Origin of the sequence: Plantibacter sp. MMLR14_011, from assembly GCF_001865025.1 — a bacterium.
Taxonomy (GTDB): domain Bacteria; phylum Actinomycetota; class Actinomycetes; order Actinomycetales; family Microbacteriaceae; genus Plantibacter; species Plantibacter flavus_A.
This window is the reverse complement of sequence record NZ_MJGW01000009.1, coordinates 101,271-118,949: the sequence shown is the minus strand read 5'-3', so window position 1 is coordinate 118,949 and position 17,679 is coordinate 101,271. Positions and strand designations below refer to the sequence as shown.

Sequence of the window (17,679 nt, the reverse complement as noted above, 5' to 3'; positions counted from 1 at the left end):
GAGGTGCACCTTCATGACTGATCCGAACTCCGGCCAGCCGAACGACCCATACGGTCAGAGCCAGAACCCCCAGCAGCCGGCCTACGGCGAATCGCAGGTTCCGCCGGCTCCGCAGTACGGGGAACAGGCGCCGCAGTACGGTCAGCCCTCGCCCTACGGCGAGCAGTCGGGCCAGCAGGCTCCGCAGTACGGCGAGCAGCCCAAGTACGGCCAGCCGCAGGCTCCGTACGGCGAGCAGCAGAACCCCTACGGTCAGCCCGCCGCTCCCTACGGTCAGCAGCAGAACCCCTACGGTCAGCCCGCCGCTCCCTACGGTCAGCCCCAGGCTCCGTACGGCTACGCGCAGCCGACCGGCCCGAAGACGAACGTCATGGCGATCATCTCGCTCATCGCCCCGTTCGTCGGGTTCGGCGTCGTCGGCCTCGTGCTCGGCATCATCGCGCTCGGTCAGATCAAGCGCACCGGCGAGCAGGGCCGCGGCTTGGCCCTCGCCGGCACGATCGTGAGTGGCGTCTCGGTGCTCGTCGGTGTCATCTTCATCATCTTCTACGTCCTGCTCATCGCCGGCGCGATCGGTACCGCGAGCAGCTACAACTACGACTACTGATCCACGGCCTGCTCGGCAGGCGGATCATGACGGGCATCGGCATCGCGCCGGTGCCCGTTCGTCGTTCGAGCGCCCTTCGACAGGCTCAGGGGCCAGACGGCTCAGTGGGGCCGGAAACCTAGGAGGCGGAAGCTGCCGAATCGGTGTCGGCGACCGGAGCGATGACCGCCGGTGCCTGGGGGACCTCGATACCGAAGAGCGTCTGCAGCGCCGTCGTGTACGCGGCCTGCTCGCCGTTGCGGGCGAGGTTCCGCGCCCGCACCGTCGGTTCGTGCAGCAGCACGCCGGCGAGGTGCCGCAGTGCACGGGCGGTCGAGCCGTCGTCGTCGCCACGCGCGGTCGCACGGGCGACCTCGGCCTCGACGAGCGCGTGCACGTGGCTGCGGAGGGCGACGACGGCGGGCTCGAGGCTGCGCTCCTCGCCGACCGCAGCGAACTTCTGTGCGGCGCGGCTGACGATGGAGCGTGCGACCTCGGTGGCCTGCAGCTCCTCGAGCGGCGCGTGGATGCGGATGGTCTCGAGGTCGAGCAGGACGACACCGGACACCGTGGCGACGTCGGGGTCGACGTTACGCGGCAGGCCGAGGTCGATGACGAGCTGGGCCGAGGCGTGCGGCACGGGGCACTCGGCGGCGGCTTCGGTGATGACGTCGTGGACGAGTGCGGAGACCCCGGTGGGCTCGGGTGCCGCCGGTGCGTCGGCCGGGGTGATCAACGAGAGCGTCGGTGCGTCCGTGGCGGCCGCGGCTCGTGCGCGGTGGTCGGCGGCGACGGCCGTGCGACCCGCGCGGAGCAGTTCGGCGTCGACGACGTGGCCCTCGGCGGTGGTGCAGGTCACGATGATGTCGACCTCGCCGGTGGTGCGGGCGAGGTCGTCGTGTCCGATCCAACCGATCTCGTGCGAGCGCGCGAACTTCTCGGCGCGGCCGGACGGCGAGTACACGAGGACGTCGGTGACGCCGCGGTCGCGGAGGGCGGCGAGGCTCGCGCCGGCGTACGCGCCGGTGCCGACGAGCAACACTCGCTGCGTGGCCCAGTCGTCGATACGGCTCTCCGCGAGGTCGAGGGCGAGACGCACGATGGAGCGCCCGGCGCGCCCGAGCGGCGTGCGGTTCTTGATGCCGCGGGAGGTCTGAGACGCGCGCTGGAACAGACGCTCGAGCTCGGAGCTGGTGGTGCCACCGGCGCGAGCTGCCTCGAGGGAGCGCCGCACCTGGCCGGCGATCTCGCCCTCGCCGACGACGACGGACTCGAGTCCGGCCGACACGGCGAAGAGGTGCTCGGCTGCTGCGGTGCCGATGCTGAGGTCGAACACCTCCCGCAGCTGCTCGGCGGGGATGCCTGTGGTCTCGCTGACGGCCTCCGCAGCGGCCTCGAAGGCGACGGATGCGGCGGCGGTGACGGGCTCGTCGAGGTCGATGTACGCCTCGAACCGGTTGCAGGTGGCCACGACGACGGCACCCGAGACGCACTCGTGGTGCTCGACCAGGCGCGCGGCAACGCCCTCGGCACCGACTGAGAGTCGTTCGAGGAGGTCGAAGGTGGCGTTCTTATGGCTCGCCGTCACACACATGAGCACCCGATGAGTCTACCCGAGCGGGCACGTCGGCCTCTCCGGGAAGCCACCCAGGTGACCCTCACCCGATCGCACGCACGCCCCTCGCTCTCAGGGCGGAGATGGGAGGATGGAAGGGTGAGTCTCCCACCCGAACACCCCCTCGTCACCGGCGTGACCCGGTCGTCGCCGCTCATCACCGCGTACCGCGGCACCCGTCCCGAGCGGACGCCCGTCTGGTTCATGCGGCAGGCCGGCCGGTCGCTGCCCGAGTACCGCGAGTTGCGGATCGGGACGGCCATGCTCGACGCCTGCCTCGACCCGGCGATGGCGAGCGAGATCACCCTCCAGCCCATCCGACGGCACGGGACGGACGCGGCCATCTTCTTCAGTGACATCGTCGTGCCGTTGAAGCAGGCCGGCGTCGCGGTCGAGATCGTGCCGGGCCGTGGTCCCGTCATGGGGTCGGCGGTGCGGACGGCCGCCGAGGTCGACGCGCTCGTCGCGCTCGATCCCGCCGTCCTCGACGACACACTGGCGCCCATCCGCGAAGGCGTCGCGCTCACCGTCGCCGGGCTCGCGGGGATCGGCGACGGCCGCACGCCGCTCATCGGCTTCGCTGGCGCGCCCTTCACGCTCGCCGCCTACCTCGTCGAGGGCGGGCCGTCGAAGGACCACCTCGCCGCCCGCACCCTCATGCACGCCGACCCGGACTCGTGGGCGAAGCTCATGGCCTGGTGCGCGGACGTCACCGGTCGCTTCCTCCGCGCCCAGGTGCTCGCCGGCGCGTCGGCCGCGCAGCTCTTCGATTCGTGGGCGGGGGCGCTCTCCCTCGAGGACTACGAGCGTCACGTCGCCCCGGCCTCCCGGGCCGCGCTCGCGCACGTCGCCGACCTCGCCGTCCCGAAGGTGCACTTCGGCGTCGGGACCGGTGAACTGCTCGGCGCGATGCACCGGGTCGGCGCCGACGTGGTCGGGGTCGACTACCGGCTGGCGCTCGACGAGGGCATCCGACGTCTCGGTGGCGGCGTCCCCGTGCAGGGCAACATCGACCCGGCACTGCTCGCCGCCCCCTGGCCGGTCCTCGAGGCGCACGTCCTCGACATCCTCCAGCGCGGGACGGCGGCGCCGTCGCACGTCCTCAACCTCGGCCACGGGGTCCCGCCCGACACCGACCCGGACGTCCTGACCCGCATCGTCGCCCTCGCCCACGATTGGCAGCCCGCATGAGTCTCGAGCCGAAGCGTCTCGTCGTCATCGGCGGTGGTGTGGCCGGACTCGTCGGCGCGGTCGACTGCGCCAAGGTCGGCATCTCGGTCACGGTCGTCGATGCGCAGGAGTCGTTCGGTGGTGCGCTCGCGGCCGCCGAGGTCGCGGGTCTCCGCGTCGACGTCGGTGCCGAGAGCTTCGCGACGCGCGGTGGCTCGGTCGTCGAGCTCATCGAGCAGCTGGGCTTGACCGACCGCGTCGTGCGTCCCAACCGGGCGGGGGCTTGGTTGCACGTCGCCAAGCCCGGACAGCCGCAGCGGAGTGTCCCGCTCCCCAAGGCGGGACTGCTGGGCATCCCGACGAACCCCCTCGCGGACGACGTCCGTCGGGTCATCGGTTGGAAAGGTGCCCTGCGCGCCTACCTCGACCGCATCCGCCCGCCGCTCACGATCGGCACCGAGCACAACCTCGGTGCGCTCGTCAGGAAGCGCATGGGCGCGGCCGTCCACGACCTCCTCGTCGCACCGGTCACCTCGGGCGTCTACTCGGCGGCTCCGGACGACCTCGACGTCGACCGCGCGGCTCCTGGACTGAACGCCGCGCTGACCCGCACCGGGGCGCTGTCCCTCGCCGTCGCGGCCCTCCGGGAGAACGCGCCCGCCGGTGCCGCGGTCGGCGGCCTCGACGGTGGCATGACCGTCCTCGTCGAGGGATTGACCGCGGAGCTCGAGCGGTGGGGGTCGACGCTCATCACCGGCGTCGCCGTCACGGCGATCTCCCGGAACCCGTTCGACATCGACGTGGACGGACCGGGTGTCGGCCTCGGCGACGCCGGCCTCCCGCGGATGAGCGAGCGCCCCGCCGCCGCGGGTGCGTCGAAGGCCCCCTGGTACGTCGCCCTGACCGACGGTCGGGTGCTCGAGGCCGATCTCGTCCTCATCGCGACGCCCGAGCAGCCGGCCCGCAACCTGCTGGCCGACGTCGGGCCGGCGCTCCGCGATCTCCCCGCCGCCGGCGACGATGCGGGCGACCCGGTCCTGCCCGCGCCGATCGAACTCGTGACGATCGTGCTCGACGAACCGGCACTCGACGCCGCACCGCGCGGCTCCGGGCTGCTCGTCGCACCCGGCTCCACGCTCCACGCCAAGGCGCTCACCCACGCGACGGCGAAGTGGGCCTGGCTCGCCGACCGCGCGAAGGAGCATGGCGAGCACCGCCACGTCGTCCGCCTGTCCTTCGGCCGTCAGGGCGAGGCCGACGCGACGAGCGCGTTGACCGACGAGGAGCTGCTCTCGACGGCATTGCACGACGCGTCCGCGATGCTCGGCGTCCAGCTCGACCCGGGCAGCGTCCGCGGCTTCCACCGCATCTCCTGGACGGGGACGCAACCGACCGCCGCGCGCGGCCAGCGTGAACGCTCGACGGCCATCCGGGAAGCGGTGGCCGAGGTGCCCGACCTCGCGGTCACGGGTGCCTGGTTGTCGGGCACGGGGCTCGCCTCGGTGGTCCCCGACGCCCACGAGGCGGCGGCACGACTCCGCCATCAGGCGCTGCAGCGGTAGACGCGCCCATATGCCCGACCCGGCATCTTTTCCTGTCAACCCCCGACCGGATGGTGGCGTCGGAGTGACACCCGACTACGCTGGTCCCGTTGGATGCAGCATCACAGCACCACTCGAACAGACGGAGGCGCCATGAAGGGCAAGGTCATGTTCGTCGTCGGTGGGCTCACGGGCTACGTGCTCGGTACCCGCGCCGGACGCGAACGCTACGAGCAGATCAAGACGCAGTGGGTCAAGCTGTGGAACGCGAAGCCGGTGCGCGCGCAGCGCGGCAAGGTCGAGGACTTCGCCAAGGCACGCATCAGTGAGGTCCCCGCGGCTCTGTGGAGCGGCGTCAGCGCCGTCGCGAAGGTCGTCAGCCAGCAGGGTTCGACGCCCGGCCAGAAGCTCGACAAGGCCATCTCGAAGACCGAGGACACCGTCCAGGACGTGTCCGAGACGGTCAAGGACGCCCGCACGGCCTCCGGCACCTCGACGTCGTCGGCCTCGAAGCCCGCAGTGCGGAAGCCTGCCGCGCCCAAGACGACGGCACCGAAGCCCAAGAGCGGCGAGTAGCACCGACGATGCCGTTCATGAGTGACCGCAACCGCTCGGAGCCGCGCTACGACAAGCGCGACGAGTCCCTCCTGACCCTCGTCGGCCAGTTGCCCGGGGTCGTCTCGAACCTGGTCAAGGCCGAGATCGCCAACCTCAAGACGCAGCTCGCCCACAAGGGCAAGTACGCGGGTATCGGCGCGGCCTTCGTCGCCGGTGCCGCGGTGTTCCTCTTCTTCGCGGTCGGCGTGCTCGTCGCCGTGCTGATCCTCGCGCTCGCGCTCGTCATGCCCTCGTGGCTGGCGGCGCTCTGCGTCTTCGTGCTCTTCGTCCTCGTCGCTGCGGTCCTCGTACTGATCGCGCTGCGCTACTTCAAGAAGATCAACGAGGACCCGAGCCCGATGGACAACGTGAAGGAAGACATCAAGGCAGTGAAGGGACTCGGCGAGTATGACCGTTGACCAGTTCCCGGGGGCGACGCCCTCGCCCGAGCAGGCTCGTGCCGAGCTCGTCGCCACACTGAACGCGATCGAGGACAAGCTCAACGTCCCGAAGCAGGTGCACCGCGCCAAGCGTCGTGCCATCGTGCAGATCGCGACCGTCAAGGTCGAACGCCCGGCGGTCTTCTACGCCGGTGTCGCGGGCCTCGCCGGTGCGGCGGGGCTGGCCGTATGGGGCATCGTCCGCGCCATCGTGCGCTGACGCGTCCCGCCGCCGGTCAGTCGCTCGGCGTGGCGACGCGCGTCATCGGGACGTGCACGATGTCGTCCTCCACATAGTCGGGGCCGCTGATCTCGAACCCGAACCGGCCGTACCAGTCGGCGAGGCGTTTCTGGGCGCCCATGCGGAGTTCCCGATGCCCGTGGTCGGCGACCGCGCGGCGGATCAGTTCCGCGGCGAGACCTCGCCCGCGGGCGGTGAACGCCGTGGCCACCCGTCCGATCTCCGAGTGCTCGGCCTCGGTCAGGATCCGGATCGTCGCGAGCACCTCGTCGCCCTCCTGCGCCCAGGCGATGAGGGTCCCGTCCTCGATGTCGCGACCGTCGAGGTCGGCGAAGAGCGCCGTCTGCTCGACGACGAAGACGTCGACGCGGATCTTCAGCACGCGGTAGAGCGTCACCGGATCCATCTCGGCCGCTCGGGCGACGTGGTACTCGACGGGAGGTTGCTCGCTGGTCATCACCCGACTGTATCGGCGGTGAGGCTGGGCTCGGTGTCAATCGTGACCTGCCCCTTTTGCCCAATCGACCGAACTGGGTGAGGATAGGACTATGACTCACCCGGCCTCTGCCGAGGCATCGCACCACCCGACCGACTCAGCCACCCCGACTGGCCCCTCAGGATTCACCCTCTGGGCTGTCCTGCGCCGCGAGCCGGCGAGTGCGCTGCCGCTCGGCGAAGAGCATGTCTCCGAACTCGAAGCATCCATCGCGCTCGTCGAAGCCCAGGGCGTGACCCTGCGCGGCATCTATGACGTCTCCGGCCTCCGCGCCGACGCCGACCTCATGCTGTGGCTCCACGGCGACACCGCCGAGGGCCTGCAGGCCGGCCTCCGCGAGCTGCGCCGCACCGCCATCCTCGGTTCGCTCGCGCCCACCTGGAACGCCATGGGCGTCCACCGCGACGCCGAGTTCAACCGGCAGCACGTCCCCGGGTTCCTCCGCGGCATCGAGCCGAAGGGCTGGCTCTGCCTGTACCCCTTCGTGCGCAGCTACGAGTGGTACCTCCTGCCGGAGGAGGAGCGCCGCAAGATGCTCGCCGAGCACGGCCGTCAGGGTGCGGCGTTCACGGGTGTGCTCGCCAACACCGTCGCCTCCTTCGCCCTCGGCGACTACGAGTGGCTCCTGCCGCTCGAGGCCGACGACGTCGTCGAACTCGTCGACCTCATGCGCGACCTGCGCAACACCGAAGCGCGCCGCCACGTGCGCGAAGAGGTGCCGTTCTTCACGGGCCGCCGTATCACGCCCGCCGAGGCATTGGAGGTGGTGCGCTGATGGCAGCCATGAACCTGGGGAGCACCGGAGCCGAGGCCCCCGAGCGCATCGTCCGCGGCGCGACCGACGCCGCAGCGGCCGGTCCTGAGCACGTCTCCGAGCCGACGGACTACGACGCCATCCTCCTCGCCGGCTTCGGCGGGCCCGAGGGCCAGGACGACGTCATCCCGTTCCTCCGCAACGTCACACGCGGGCGCGGGATCCCCGAGGAGCGTCTCGAAGAGGTCGCGCACCACTACCGCCACTTCGGCGGCGTCAGCCCCATCAACGACCAGAACCGTGCGCTCAAGGCGGCCCTGGAGCTCGAACTCGCGTCCCGTGGCATCGACCTCCCGGTCCTCTGGGGCAACCGCAACTGGGATCCGTACCTGCGCGACGCGCTGACCGAGGCGCACGAGCGCGGCTTCACGAAGCTCATCGCGATCGCCACGAGCGCCTACTCCTCGTACTCGAGCTGTCGGCAGTACCGCGAGGACTTCGCGATCGCCGTCGACGAGACGAACCTCCAGGGCGAGATCCAGATCGACAAGGTGCGTCAGTTCTTCGACCACCCCGGCTTCGTGACCCCGTTCATCGACGGTGTCCGTGAGGCGATCGCCGAGTACCTGCGCGAACAGCCCGAGCTCTCCGCCGAGACGGAGATCGAGGTGCTCTTCGCGACGCACTCGATCCCCACCGGCGACGCCGCGCGCTCCGGCCCCGACTTCCGCGGCTTCGGCGACCACGGGGCGTACGAGGCCCAGCACCTCGCGGTGGCCGAGGTCGTCATGGCGAACGCCATCGACCAGCTCCGTGAGGCCGGTGTCCTCGGTGGCGCGGTCGGCAGCGGTGTCTCGGTGCCGTGGCAGCTCGTCTACCAGTCCCGGTCGGGCCCGCCCAGCATGCCGTGGCTCGAGCCCGACATCAACGACGCGATCGCCGAGCTGCCCGCCGCCGGCCGCAAGGCGATCGTCATCGTGCCGCTCGGCTTCGTGAGCGACCACATGGAGGTCATGTGGGACCTCGACAACGAGGCCATCGAGACGGCCGGCGAACACGGCCTGGCCGCCGTCCGCGTCCCGACGCCGGGCACCGCCGCCGCCTACGTCAAGGGACTCGTCGACCTCGTCCTCGAGCGCCGCGACGGCACGCCCGTCGAGGAACGACCGCACATGACCGACCTCGGCCCCTGGTACGACGTCTGCCGCCCCGGGTGCTGCGAGAACGCCCGGCTGGGCTTCAAACCGGCGTTCTCGGGGATCGCCCCATGACCCTTCGTATCGGAACCCGCGGCAGCGCCCTGGCGCTGGCGCAGACCGGTCATGTGGCCGACGCCCTCACGGCGGCCACCGGTGAGGGCGTCGAGATCGTCACCGTCACGACGCAGGGCGACACGAGTCGTGAGTCGCTCTCGACCATCGGCGGGACGGGCGTGTTCGTCAACGCGCTCCGCGACGCCCTGCTCGACGGCGCGTGCGATCTCGTCGTGCACTCCTTGAAGGACCTCCCGACGGCTCCGGCCGAGGGCTTCACGATCGCCGCCATGCCGATGCGCGAGGATCCACGCGACGCCCTGTGCGCCTCGGACGACCGCTCGCTCGACGACCTGCCGCAGGGGGCCAGGATCGGCACCGGCTCACCGCGACGGATCGCCCAGCTGAAGCGCATCCGGCCCGACCTCGAGGTCGTCGACATCCGCGGCAACATCGACACCCGCCTGCGCCGCATCGACGACGACCTCGACGCCGTCGTCCTCGCGGCCGCCGGTCTCACCCGCCTCGGACGGCTCGACGCCGTCACCGGGCTCTTCGACCTCGACACCTGGCCGACCGCGCCGGGGCAGGGGGCGCTCGCGATCGAGTGCCTCGACGACGACGAATCGTCCATCGCCGGTTCCATCGCGCTGCTCGACCACGCGCCGAGCCGATGGCAGGCCACGGCGGAACGGGCCGTGCTCCGTCGACTCGAGGCCGGTTGCTCGGCCCCCGTCGGCGCCGCAGCGTGGCTCGACGACGAGGACCTCGTGCTGCAGGCCGCCGTCTACTCGCTCGACGGCACCGAGATGATCCACCGGGAGAGCCGCGCGGAGGGGTTCTCCGGCGACGGACACGGGCGGGAGCTGCTGCAAGCGGCCGACGCGCTGGGAGTCTCGCTCGCGGACGAGCTCATCGAGGCCGGCGCAGCCGACCTCGCCCCGCTGGGAGGCGCTGCGTGAAGGACTGGACGAAGTCGAACACCGTTCCCACCGCCACCAAGCCGCTCGGCGGGTGGCGCGTCCTCGTGCCGCGCGGCGGTCCGTGGGGCGACTCGGTCGCCGGGACGGTCCGTGGCAAGGGCGGGTCGCCCGTCGTCGCCCCGATGATCAACTTCGCCAGCACCGACGACCCGGAGACCCTCGGGACCGCGCTCGCGGCGCTCGAGGCGGGCGAGTTCGACTGGCTCACCGTGACGAGCGCGACCACGGTCGACGTGCTGTCCTCGCAGCGGATCCGGATCCCCGAGACGACGAGGGTCGCCGCCGTCGGCGAGACCACCGCTGCCGCACTCACCGCCGTCGGCTACAGCGTCGACCTCGTGCCGGCGAAGGACAACTCCGCCAAGGGCATGGTGCAGGAGCTCACGGCGCTCGAACCGCACCCGAAGCGCATCCTCACGCTCCGCTCGGCCATCGCCAAGCCGCTCCTCACGGAGGGCCTGATCGCCGCCGGGCACGACGTCCAGTCCGTCGTCGCCTACCGCACGGTCGGTGTCCCGGTCGCCGAGAAGATCGTCGCCGACGTCGCCAGCGGCCGGGTGCGTGCCATCCTCGTCACCTCGGGCAGCGTGGCGGAGCAGGTCCGTTCGCAGTTCCCCGAGATCCCCGAGAGCACCGTCATCGCCGCGATCGGACCCCGCACGGCTCGTGACGCCCGAGGCTACGGGCTCCGGGTCGACGTCGTGGCGGAGCAGCAGACGGTCGACTCGCTGATCGAGGCGATCGTGTCCGTGGCGCTCAGCCAGAAGCGCGACGAGGACGCCGGCGACGAGAACCGCTGACCGGCTTCACGCCCTGCGCGAACCGGGAGGGCGGGTCGGTAGCGGCGCGTAGGCTGGACGGGTGAGCATTCCCGAGACCCGTCCCCGTCGTCTCCGGCAGCAGCCGGCCATCCGTCGCCTCGTCAGCGAGACGCGACTCGACCCGGCGGAGCTGGTGCTCCCCATGTTCGTTCGGGAGGGGGTCTCCGAGCCGGTCGAGATCTCCTCGATGCCGGGCGTCCGGCAGCACACCGTCGACAGCGCGAAGCGCGCCGCGGCCGAGGCGGCCGCGGCCGGCATCGGTGGGGTCATGCTCTTTGGCGTCCCGGCCGAGCGCGACGCCGCGGGTTCCGGCGCGACGGACCCCGACGGCATCCTCAACGTGGCCACCCGTGCGCTCGTCGCCGAGGTGGGCGACGCCCTGGTCGTGCAGACCGACCTCTGCCTCGACGAGTTCACCGATCACGGACACTGCGGCGTCCTCGACGACCGCGGGCGCGTCGACAACGACCGCACGCTCGACCGTTACCGCGACATGGCGCTGGCCCAGGCCGAGTCGGGTTCGGCCCTCCTCGGGCTCTCGGGCATGATGGACGGCCAGGTCGCCGCCGTCCGCGAGACGCTCGACGCCGCCGGGTTCGACGACACGATCATCCTCGCCTACTCGGCGAAGTTCGCATCCGCGCTCTACGGGCCGTTCCGCGAGGCCGTCGACTCGCAACTGCAGGGCGACCGCCGCACGTACCAGCTCGACCCCGCCAACCGTCGTGAGGGTCTGCGCGAGGCCCTCATCGACGAGGCCGAGGGCGCCGACATCGTCATGGTGAAGCCCGCGGGGAGCTTCCTCGACGTCCTGGCCGACGTGGCGGACACGGTGTCGATCCCGGTCTGGGCGTACCAGGTGTCCGGTGAGTACGCCATGATCGAGGCCGCCGCCCAGCAGGGCTGGATCGACCGTCGACGCGCGATCGAGGAGTCGGTGCTGTCCATCAAGCGCGCCGGAGCCGAGGTCGTCCTGAGCTACTGGGCCGTCGAACTCGCCGGTTGGTTGGATGAGGCGCGCGGCCTGCGCGCAGGAGGAACCCGATGAACGACGCAGCATTCGTCAGAGCCCAGCGATCGATCCCCGGCGGGGTGAACTCGCCCGTCCGAGCCTTCCGCTCCGTCGGCGGTACGCCGCGGTTCATGGTGTCCGCGACCGGCCCCTACATCACCGACTCCGAGGGCGTGCAGTACGTCGACCTCGTGAGCGCGTGGGGCCCCGCACTCCTGGGACACGCGCACCCGCAGGTCGTCGAGGCCGTGCAGGCCGCTGCGGCCCGCGGTCTCTCCTTCGGCGCGTCCACCCCGGCCGAGACCGAGCTCGCGGAGCTCGTCAAGGAGCGCGTCCAGGCGTCCGGTGTCGCGCCGATCGAGAAGCTGCGCATGGTCTCCACCGGCACCGAGGCGACTATGACGGCCATCCGCCTCGCGCGCGGTGCCACGGGTCGCAGTCTCATCGTGAAGTTCGCCGGCCACTACCACGGCCACTCCGACGGCCTGCTCGCCGAAGCGGGATCGGGCGTCGCGACCCTCGCCCTGCCGGGGTCCGCCGGGGTCACCGCCGAGACTGCCGCCCAGACGATCGTCGTCCCGTACAACGACCGGTCGGCACTCCGCGAGGTCTTCGCCGAGCGGGGCCAGGACATCGCCGCGATCATCATGGAGGCGGCCTCCGCCAACATGGGCGTCGTGCCGCCGGCTCCGGGGTTCAACGCGAGCGTCGTGAAGCTCGCGCACGAGTACGGCGCGCTGGTCATCATCGACGAGGTGCTCACCGGGTTCCGCGTCTCCTCCGCCGGTTGGTGGGGGCTCGACAACCGCGGACTCGCCGCCGTCGCACCGGGCACGGAGCCCGTGCCGGGCGCCGAGGCCTGGGAGGCCGGCAACCACGCCGTCGCCAACTCGACCGGTGCCATCAGCATCCCCGTCGGTGTGTACCAGCCCGACCTCTTCACCTTCGGCAAGGTCATCGGCGGCGGCATGCCCCTCGCCGCGCTGGGTGGACGCGCCGAGCTCATGGATCTGCTGGCGCCGACCGGCCCGGTCTACCAGGCCGGGACGCTCTCGGGGAACCCGGTGGCCCTCGCCGCCGGCATCGAGACGTTGCGCCTCGCCGACCAGGACGTCTACCGTCGGGTCGACGCGGCGGCCGCGATCGTGTCCGAGGCGACCTCGAACGCACTCACGGAGGCCGGGGTCGCGCACACCGTGCAACGCGCCGGGAACCTGTTCTCCTTCGCCTTCAGCGAGACGGCACCGACCGATTACGCCGCGGTCCTGCGGCAGGACGCCTTCCGGTACCCGGCCTTCTTCCACCGCATGCTCGACGCCGGGGTGTCGCTCCCGCCGAGCGTGTACGAGGCCTGGTTCGTCTCCGCGGCGCACGACGACGAAGCGATCGGGCGCATCGTCGACGCCCTGCCCGCGGCGGCCCGCGCGGCCGCGGCGGCCATCCGCTGAGTCGGACGGTCGCCCCGCCGCCGACGTCGGACGTCGCACAGGGCATGCGTTACCGCTTTGTGAACTTCCGGCAACGCGAACGTCGGTGGGGGTTGGCAGACTAGAGGCATGGCCTCCTTGCGTCTGCACCCCGACCGACTGGAGATCGAGCTGTCCGCGTACGACAAAGCGCTCTCGCTGCGTCGGAGCAACGTCGTCGTGCCACGGTCGAGCATCCGTTCCGCCACCATCACCGACGACCCGTGGATCTGGGTCCGGGGCATCCGTGCGCCGGGTACCGCGATCCCGTTGACGCTCGCCATCGGCCAGTGGAAGTTCCACGGTGGCATGGACTTCCTGGTCATCAAAGGCACCAAACCGTCGGTCGTCATCGATCTCGAAGACGCGGAGTACTCGCGGCTCATCATCACGACCCGTCGCAGCGCCGAGCTCATCGCGGCCCTCGACCTGCACTAGGCGAGCTGCCGGACGCACGGCGGTCTCGGCCGGATCCGTATCCGGATCCGGATCGAGGGCGCGGTGCCCGCGCATCCTGGCGCTGATCAGGGCCGTTCGCAACCATTTCCCTCGAACAGGGTACAAAACGACGTCTGACCGGTATTCTGGGCCCGCTCGAACCTCCGCAGATCCGCCTGTTCGAAAGGACCACAGCCATGTCGACTCCTCCTCCCGGTGAGTACCCCGGCCAGCCGCCGCAGGCTCCCCAGGCGCCGCAGCCCCCGAAGGATCAGTACGGCTCGGCTCCCGCGTACTCCGGCGGCTCAGCTCCCTCCGGCGACGCGACCGCCGGCAAGACGCTCGGCATCGTCGGCCTGATCCTCGCGTTCCTCGCCCCGCCGATCGGCCTCATCCTCAGCATCGTCGCACTGGTGCAGTCGAAGAACGCGGGTGTCAAGAACACGCTGGCGAAGGTCGGCCTCATCCTGTCGATCGTCTTCATCGTGCTGGCGATCATCATCACGATCGCCGCCGTCGCAATCGGAGCTGCGGCGTTCAACGAGGCGTGTGCGTCCCTCGGGAGCGGTGTCCACACCGACGGCACGACCACCATCACCTGCCCGTAATCCGATGACATCCGGGCGATTGGGGAGTTGTCCCCATCGCCTGTCGGGTACCTAACCCACTACTGTTGGCTCGCGCCCGTGGCGCATCTACCATCCTCGAGAGGAACCATCATGACCAACGCACCCCAGTACAACGCCCCGCAGCAGCCTGGCGGCGCCCTGCCCGCCGACTACCCGGGCAAGACGCTCGGCCTCGTCGGCCTCATCCTCGCGATCGTCGTGCCGCTCGTCGGCCTGATCATCAGCCTCGTCGCGCAGAAGCAGTCGAAGGACGCCGGCTACCCGAACCAGCTCGCCAAGATCGGTGTCATCATCGGCATCATCCTCGTCGTGCTCGGCATCATCGGCGGTATCTTCTACGCCGTCGCGCTCGGCTCGGTCATGTCGACCGCCGGCTACTGAGTCTCAGCAGTCCCGTCGGCAGCGGCCGGTCGCCTTCGGGCACCGGCCGCTGTCGCGTTCCTGGAGCGCTGCGCGGTGTCCCTGTCTCAGGAGTCGGCCGGTGTGTCGCCCGGGTGGGCGTGCGCCGCACCGCAACTCTCCTGAGTTGGGGACGGCGGGTCGGGTGATGTCCCTGTCTCAGGAGTCGGCCGGTGTGTCGCCGGGGTGGGCGTGCGCCGCGCCGCAACTCTCCTGAGTTGGGGACGGCCGGGCCTGTTCCTTGGGCCCGATCAGGCGCGGACGTCGACGACGATCCGGCCGTGGACCGAGCCTGCGAGGACCCGCTCCGCCGCATCCGTCGCGTCGGCGAGGGGGACCGTCTCGGTCAGGGTGTCGAGGACATCGAGGTCGAGCGCGGTGGTAGCGCGCTCCCAGGCGGCCTGCCGCAGGGGGAGCGGTGCCTCGACGGAGTTCACGCCCGCGAGCGTGACTCCGCGGAGGATGAACGGCATGACCGACGTCGGGAGATCGGACCCACCGGCGAGACCACAGGCGGCGACCGTCCCGCCGTACTCGACCTGCGACAGGACCGTCGCGAGCGTCTGACCGCCGACGGAGTCGACGGCTCCCGCCCAGCGCTGGCTGCCGAGCGGGCGACCGGCCTCGGCGAACTCGGCGCGATCGACGATCGACGTCGCACCGAGCCGCCGCAGGGCGTCACCCAGCTCGTCGACCCGCCCCGTCGAGGCGGTGACTTCGAAGCCGGCGGCGGCCAGCAGTGCGATCGCGATGCCTCCGACGCCGCCACCCGCTCCTGTGACGAGCACGGGGAGCCCGCCGACGCGGACGGCGCCGGAGGTCGCGCTGCCGTGCTCGAGCGCGAGCACGGCGAGGGCCGCGGTGTACCCGGCTGTGCCGATCGCGGCGGCCTGTGCGCTCGAGACGTGGTCGGGGACGCGGACGAGCGCCTCGGACCGCACCTTCGCACGCTCGGATAGCCCGCCGTACCGGGTCTCGCTCAGGCCGTCGCCGAACAGGGCCACGCGGTCGCCGGCCGTCCACGCGGGATCACTCGACGCCGCGACGACGCCGACGAGGTCGATGCCCGCGACCATGGGGAACGACCGCACGACGCCCGGCTTCCCCGTGAGGACGAGGGCGTCCTTGTAGTTGATGCTCGAGTACTCGACGTCGACGGTGACGGCGGCGTCGGGCAGTGAGGCGTCGGGGAGGTCGCGGAGGTCGACCGTCCGGGTGGGTTTGCCACCCTCGTGCTCGACCTGCTCGACGAGGTATGCGCGGCCCATGGTGCTCCTGTCTCCGGTGCGGTGACCGGTCGGTGGCTGTCCGTCGAGCCTACGCCTCCCCGCCGAGGGGCCGCCTGGCGCGAGCCATCGCGCGCCGTGCCTAGGTGACGTCGCGGCGCCAGGTCGTGGCGTAGCCGATGAGCGCGACGATCACTCCGATGCCGAGGAGGACGAGTCCGCCCTGCCACCAGGCCAGCGCGTCCTGCTGCGCCGACATCATCGAGTAGAAGCTCGGCCCGACGAGGGCGTCCGTCGCGGCACCCGGCAGGAACCGGCCGATGGACGCGGTGATCTCCGAGAACGAGGAGGCGAGGCGCAGCAGCGGCTCGACGAACTGCGTGAAGGCCAGTACGACGATGATCGCGCCCACCTGGCTCGGCAGCACCGCCCCGAGACCGACACCGATCGCACCCCACAGGGCCATCGCGAGCACCGCACGGCCGATGAGCGCCCAGGTGTCGGAGTCGGTCAGCATCGGATCGATGCCGCTGATCGCCAGGGCGCCGCCGCCGAGACCGACGGACGCAACAAGCGCGATCACGCCGTACAGTGCGCCGACCCCGGTCAGCGCCAGGACCTTGCCGACGAGGACGTGACCGCGGTTCGGGTTGGCAAGGAACGTCGGCGTCAGGCTCTGATGCCGGAACTCGCCGGTCGTGGCGAGCGCACCGAGCAGGACGGGGAAGACGTAGCCGATGCTCGTCGCGAAGCCGTAGATGAGACCGGGTTGGGTGAGCATCTCGCTCGTCGCCTGCGCTCCGGCCCCGCTGGACTCGGCCGCGCCCGGGATGTTGGCGAAGAGGAGTGCGGCCCCGGCCGCGGCGAAACCGACGTACACGAACAGGATGAGCGCGAGGCCCCACCACACGCGGGTGGTGAACACCTTGAGGAACTCGGAGCGGATGGCTGCCAGAAGTGAGGTCATGCGTGGTCCTCCCCACCGCTGACGAGCGCGAGGAACGAATCCTCGAGCCCTGATCGATGCCGCGACAACGCACTGAGTGGAATGCCGGCGGCGAGCGCGACCCGGCCGATGTCGATCGCCTCCACGTCGTGCACGACGAGCCCCGAGCGGGCCTGGTCGAAGGTGTACCCCGCGGCGGTCAGCGCTGTGGCGAGCCGCTCGTGCTCCGGGGAGTTCACGACGACGCGCAGGGTGTCGGCGGCGTCAAGGCTCGCGAGGGTGCCCACGTGCGCGAGCCGCCCCTTCGCGATGATCACGACCTCGTCGACGGACTGCTGCACCTCGCTGAGCAGGTGCGAGCTGATGAGGACGGTCCGGCCCTCGGCCGCGAGCGCGGTGAGGAAGCCGCGGATCCACTTGATCCCCTCGGGGTCGAGCCCGTTGATCGGCTCGTCGAGGACGAGCACACCGGGGTCGCCGAGGAGCGCGGTCGCGAGGCCGAGCCGTTGTCGCATGCCGAGTGAGTACCCGGCGACGCGTCGGTCCGCGACGTCGAGCAGCCCGACCTGCGCGAGCACGAGGTCCACCCGGTTCGCCGGCAGACGCGCTGCCGAGGCGTGCACGCGCAGGTGGTTGCGGGCGGTGCGGCCGGGGACGAAGCTCGCCGCCTCGAGAGCCGCGCCGACGGTCGCGGCAGGCACCGGCAGCTTGGCGTAGGGGACGCCGCCGAACGTCGCGCTCCCGGACGTCGGTTGCACGAGGCCGAGCAGCATGCGCAGGGTCGTGGTCTTCCCGGCGCCGTTCGGGCCGAGGAAACCGGTGACCTTGCCCGGTTCCACGTGGAACGTCAGGTCGTCGACCGCCTGCACCGCCCCGAAGGATTTCGAGAGTCCGTCGAACTCGATCGTCACGCCAGCGGTCATCCGGTACCTCCCCAGGGGCGCGGCCGGATCCGCGCCTCGTCCCGCAACGCTATCGGGGCCGAGACCGGTTGCGCATCGGCCGCTCGGGGGAGATCCCGGTGCAGGCGCCTGTGGCCCCGTCTCAGGAGATGCCCGGCGTGGCG

The 17,679-nt window shown here is 71.2% G+C and carries 20 protein-coding genes; 15 read left to right on the top strand and 5 right to left on the bottom strand.

Annotated features, from left to right (window positions below; genetic code table 11):
* Positions 1–13: 13 nt before the first annotated feature.
* Positions 14–607: a DUF4190 domain-containing protein gene (locus tag BIU99_RS07085; protein WP_064294920.1), complete on the top strand. Its 594-nt coding sequence runs from the start codon at positions 14–16 to the stop codon at positions 605–607.
* Between the two features lie 118 nt (positions 608–725).
* On the opposite strand, the gene BIU99_RS07080 is transcribed toward BIU99_RS07085, so the two are convergent.
* Entirely contained in the window at positions 726–2,186 is a 1,461-nt protein-coding gene (locus BIU99_RS07080) for a glutamyl-tRNA reductase (protein ID WP_071260461.1), read from the bottom strand.
* 114 nt (positions 2,187–2,300) lie between these two features.
* Between BIU99_RS07080 and hemE the strand changes: the two genes are divergently transcribed.
* From hemE to BIU99_RS07055, 5 genes are all read left to right on the top strand, one after another.
* On the top strand, positions 2,301–3,392 hold the full coding sequence (gene hemE, locus BIU99_RS07075; RefSeq protein WP_064294918.1) for a uroporphyrinogen decarboxylase: 1,092 nt from the start codon (positions 2,301–2,303) through the stop codon (positions 3,390–3,392).
* Positions 3,389–4,933 carry an NAD(P)/FAD-dependent oxidoreductase gene (locus BIU99_RS07070; protein ID WP_071260460.1) on the top strand — a complete coding sequence of 515 codons (1,545 nt, stop codon included), beginning with the start codon at positions 3,389–3,391 and terminating at the stop codon, positions 4,931–4,933. Before hemE ends, BIU99_RS07070 begins: the two co-directional genes overlap by 4 nt.
* A gap of 132 nt (positions 4,934–5,065) precedes the next feature.
* Entirely contained in the window at positions 5,066–5,488 is a 423-nt protein-coding gene (locus BIU99_RS07065) for a hypothetical protein (protein WP_064294916.1), read from the top strand.
* Positions 5,489–5,505: 17 nt separating this feature from the next.
* Positions 5,506–5,928, top strand: coding sequence for a phage holin family protein (locus BIU99_RS07060; RefSeq protein ID WP_064294953.1), 423 nt, complete (start codon positions 5,506–5,508; stop codon positions 5,926–5,928).
* Positions 5,918–6,169 (top strand): DUF3618 domain-containing protein, encoded by a 252-nt coding sequence (locus BIU99_RS07055; protein ID WP_064294915.1) that lies wholly within the window; start codon positions 5,918–5,920, stop codon positions 6,167–6,169. Before BIU99_RS07060 ends, BIU99_RS07055 begins: the two co-directional genes overlap by 11 nt.
* Positions 6,170–6,185: 16 nt before the next feature.
* Here BIU99_RS07055 and BIU99_RS07050 read toward each other — a convergent pair whose 3' ends face one another.
* Positions 6,186–6,647, bottom strand: coding sequence for a GNAT family N-acetyltransferase (locus BIU99_RS07050; RefSeq protein WP_071260458.1), 462 nt, complete (start codon positions 6,645–6,647; stop codon positions 6,186–6,188).
* Between the two features lie 91 nt (positions 6,648–6,738).
* Here BIU99_RS07050 and hemQ point away from each other — a divergent pair, with 91 nt between their 5' ends.
* The 9 genes from hemQ (at position 6,739) to BIU99_RS07005 (ending at position 14,423) form a co-directional block, all read left to right on the top strand.
* The gene (gene hemQ / locus BIU99_RS07045; protein WP_064294913.1) at positions 6,739–7,461 is read left to right on the top strand and encodes a hydrogen peroxide-dependent heme synthase; all 723 of its coding nucleotides are present in this window, start codon (positions 6,739–6,741) and stop codon (positions 7,459–7,461) included.
* Entirely contained in the window at positions 7,461–8,711 is a 1,251-nt protein-coding gene (locus tag BIU99_RS07040; protein WP_064294912.1) for a ferrochelatase, read from the top strand. The genes hemQ and BIU99_RS07040 overlap by 1 nt, the downstream gene beginning before the upstream one ends.
* Positions 8,708–9,655 carry a hydroxymethylbilane synthase gene (gene hemC / locus BIU99_RS07035; protein WP_071260456.1) on the top strand — a complete coding sequence of 316 codons (948 nt, stop codon included), beginning with the start codon at positions 8,708–8,710 and terminating at the stop codon, positions 9,653–9,655. The genes BIU99_RS07040 and hemC overlap by 4 nt, the downstream gene beginning before the upstream one ends.
* A complete protein-coding gene (locus BIU99_RS07030; protein WP_071260454.1) occupies positions 9,652–10,476 on the top strand; it encodes a uroporphyrinogen-III synthase in 825 nt (274 codons plus the stop codon). Before hemC ends, BIU99_RS07030 begins: the two co-directional genes overlap by 4 nt.
* 61 nt (positions 10,477–10,537) lie before the next feature.
* Entirely contained in the window at positions 10,538–11,545 is a 1,008-nt protein-coding gene (gene hemB / locus BIU99_RS07025) for a porphobilinogen synthase (protein ID WP_071260453.1), read from the top strand.
* The gene (locus BIU99_RS07020; protein WP_071260452.1) at positions 11,542–12,957 is read left to right on the top strand and encodes a glutamate-1-semialdehyde 2,1-aminomutase; all 1,416 of its coding nucleotides are present in this window, start codon (positions 11,542–11,544) and stop codon (positions 12,955–12,957) included. The genes hemB and BIU99_RS07020 overlap by 4 nt, the downstream gene beginning before the upstream one ends.
* 108 nt (positions 12,958–13,065) lie before the next feature.
* Positions 13,066–13,413, top strand: a complete 348-nt coding sequence (locus BIU99_RS07015; protein WP_064294907.1) for a hypothetical protein — start codon at positions 13,066–13,068, stop codon at positions 13,411–13,413.
* A gap of 197 nt (positions 13,414–13,610) precedes the next feature.
* The gene (locus BIU99_RS07010; RefSeq protein ID WP_071260451.1) at positions 13,611–14,021 is read left to right on the top strand and encodes a DUF4190 domain-containing protein; all 411 of its coding nucleotides are present in this window, start codon (positions 13,611–13,613) and stop codon (positions 14,019–14,021) included.
* Between the two features lie 111 nt (positions 14,022–14,132).
* On the top strand, positions 14,133–14,423 hold the full coding sequence (locus BIU99_RS07005; protein WP_064294905.1) for a hypothetical protein: 291 nt from the start codon (positions 14,133–14,135) through the stop codon (positions 14,421–14,423).
* Positions 14,424–14,692: 269 nt separating this feature from the next.
* Here BIU99_RS07005 and BIU99_RS07000 read toward each other — a convergent pair whose 3' ends face one another.
* The 3 genes from BIU99_RS07000 to BIU99_RS06990 all read right to left on the bottom strand — a co-directional run bounded on the left by BIU99_RS07000 (position 14,693) and on the right by BIU99_RS06990 (position 17,536).
* Entirely contained in the window at positions 14,693–15,709 is a 1,017-nt protein-coding gene (locus BIU99_RS07000; protein ID WP_071260450.1) for an MDR family oxidoreductase, read from the bottom strand.
* Between the two features lie 100 nt (positions 15,710–15,809).
* Positions 15,810–16,634, bottom strand: a complete 825-nt coding sequence (locus BIU99_RS06995) for an ABC transporter permease subunit (protein WP_071260449.1) — start codon at positions 16,632–16,634, stop codon at positions 15,810–15,812.
* Positions 16,631–17,536: an ATP-binding cassette domain-containing protein gene (locus BIU99_RS06990; protein WP_071260448.1), complete on the bottom strand. Its 906-nt coding sequence runs from the start codon at positions 17,534–17,536 to the stop codon at positions 16,631–16,633. The genes BIU99_RS06995 and BIU99_RS06990 overlap by 4 nt, the downstream gene beginning before the upstream one ends.
* Positions 17,537–17,679: the final 143 nt, after the last annotated feature.

What these genes read in the sequence shown, in the direction of transcription:
- BIU99_RS07065 (WP_064294916.1), top strand. Translation starts at nt 5,066, where the DNA reads ATGAAGGGCAAGGTCATGTTCGTCGTCGGTGGGCTCACGGGCTACGTG.
- hemC (WP_071260456.1), top strand. Translation starts at nt 8,708, where the DNA reads ATGACCCTTCGTATCGGAACCCGCGGCAGCGCCCTGGCGCTGGCGCAG.
- BIU99_RS07000 (WP_071260450.1), bottom strand. Translation starts at nt 15,709, where the DNA reads ATGGGCCGCGCATACCTCGTCGAGCAGGTCGAGCACGAGGGTGGCAAA.
- BIU99_RS07040 (WP_064294912.1), top strand. Translation starts at nt 7,461, where the DNA reads ATGGCAGCCATGAACCTGGGGAGCACCGGAGCCGAGGCCCCCGAGCGC.
- BIU99_RS07015 (WP_064294907.1), top strand. Translation starts at nt 13,066, where the DNA reads ATGGCCTCCTTGCGTCTGCACCCCGACCGACTGGAGATCGAGCTGTCC.
- hemQ (WP_064294913.1), top strand. Translation starts at nt 6,739, where the DNA reads ATGACTCACCCGGCCTCTGCCGAGGCATCGCACCACCCGACCGACTCA.
- BIU99_RS06995 (WP_071260449.1), bottom strand. Translation starts at nt 16,634, where the DNA reads ATGACCTCACTTCTGGCAGCCATCCGCTCCGAGTTCCTCAAGGTGTTC.
- BIU99_RS07005 (WP_064294905.1), top strand. Translation starts at nt 14,133, where the DNA reads ATGACCAACGCACCCCAGTACAACGCCCCGCAGCAGCCTGGCGGCGCC.
- BIU99_RS07085 (WP_064294920.1), top strand. Translation starts at nt 14, where the DNA reads ATGACTGATCCGAACTCCGGCCAGCCGAACGACCCATACGGTCAGAGC.
- BIU99_RS07050 (WP_071260458.1), bottom strand. Translation starts at nt 6,647, where the DNA reads ATGACCAGCGAGCAACCTCCCGTCGAGTACCACGTCGCCCGAGCGGCC.
- BIU99_RS07010 (WP_071260451.1), top strand. Translation starts at nt 13,611, where the DNA reads ATGTCGACTCCTCCTCCCGGTGAGTACCCCGGCCAGCCGCCGCAGGCT.
- BIU99_RS07055 (WP_064294915.1), top strand. Translation starts at nt 5,918, where the DNA reads ATGACCGTTGACCAGTTCCCGGGGGCGACGCCCTCGCCCGAGCAGGCT.
- BIU99_RS07020 (WP_071260452.1), top strand. Translation starts at nt 11,542, where the DNA reads ATGAACGACGCAGCATTCGTCAGAGCCCAGCGATCGATCCCCGGCGGG.
- BIU99_RS07060 (WP_064294953.1), top strand. Translation starts at nt 5,506, where the DNA reads ATGAGTGACCGCAACCGCTCGGAGCCGCGCTACGACAAGCGCGACGAG.
- BIU99_RS07070 (WP_071260460.1), top strand. Translation starts at nt 3,389, where the DNA reads ATGAGTCTCGAGCCGAAGCGTCTCGTCGTCATCGGCGGTGGTGTGGCC.
- BIU99_RS06990 (WP_071260448.1), bottom strand. Translation starts at nt 17,536, where the DNA reads ATGACCGCTGGCGTGACGATCGAGTTCGACGGACTCTCGAAATCCTTC.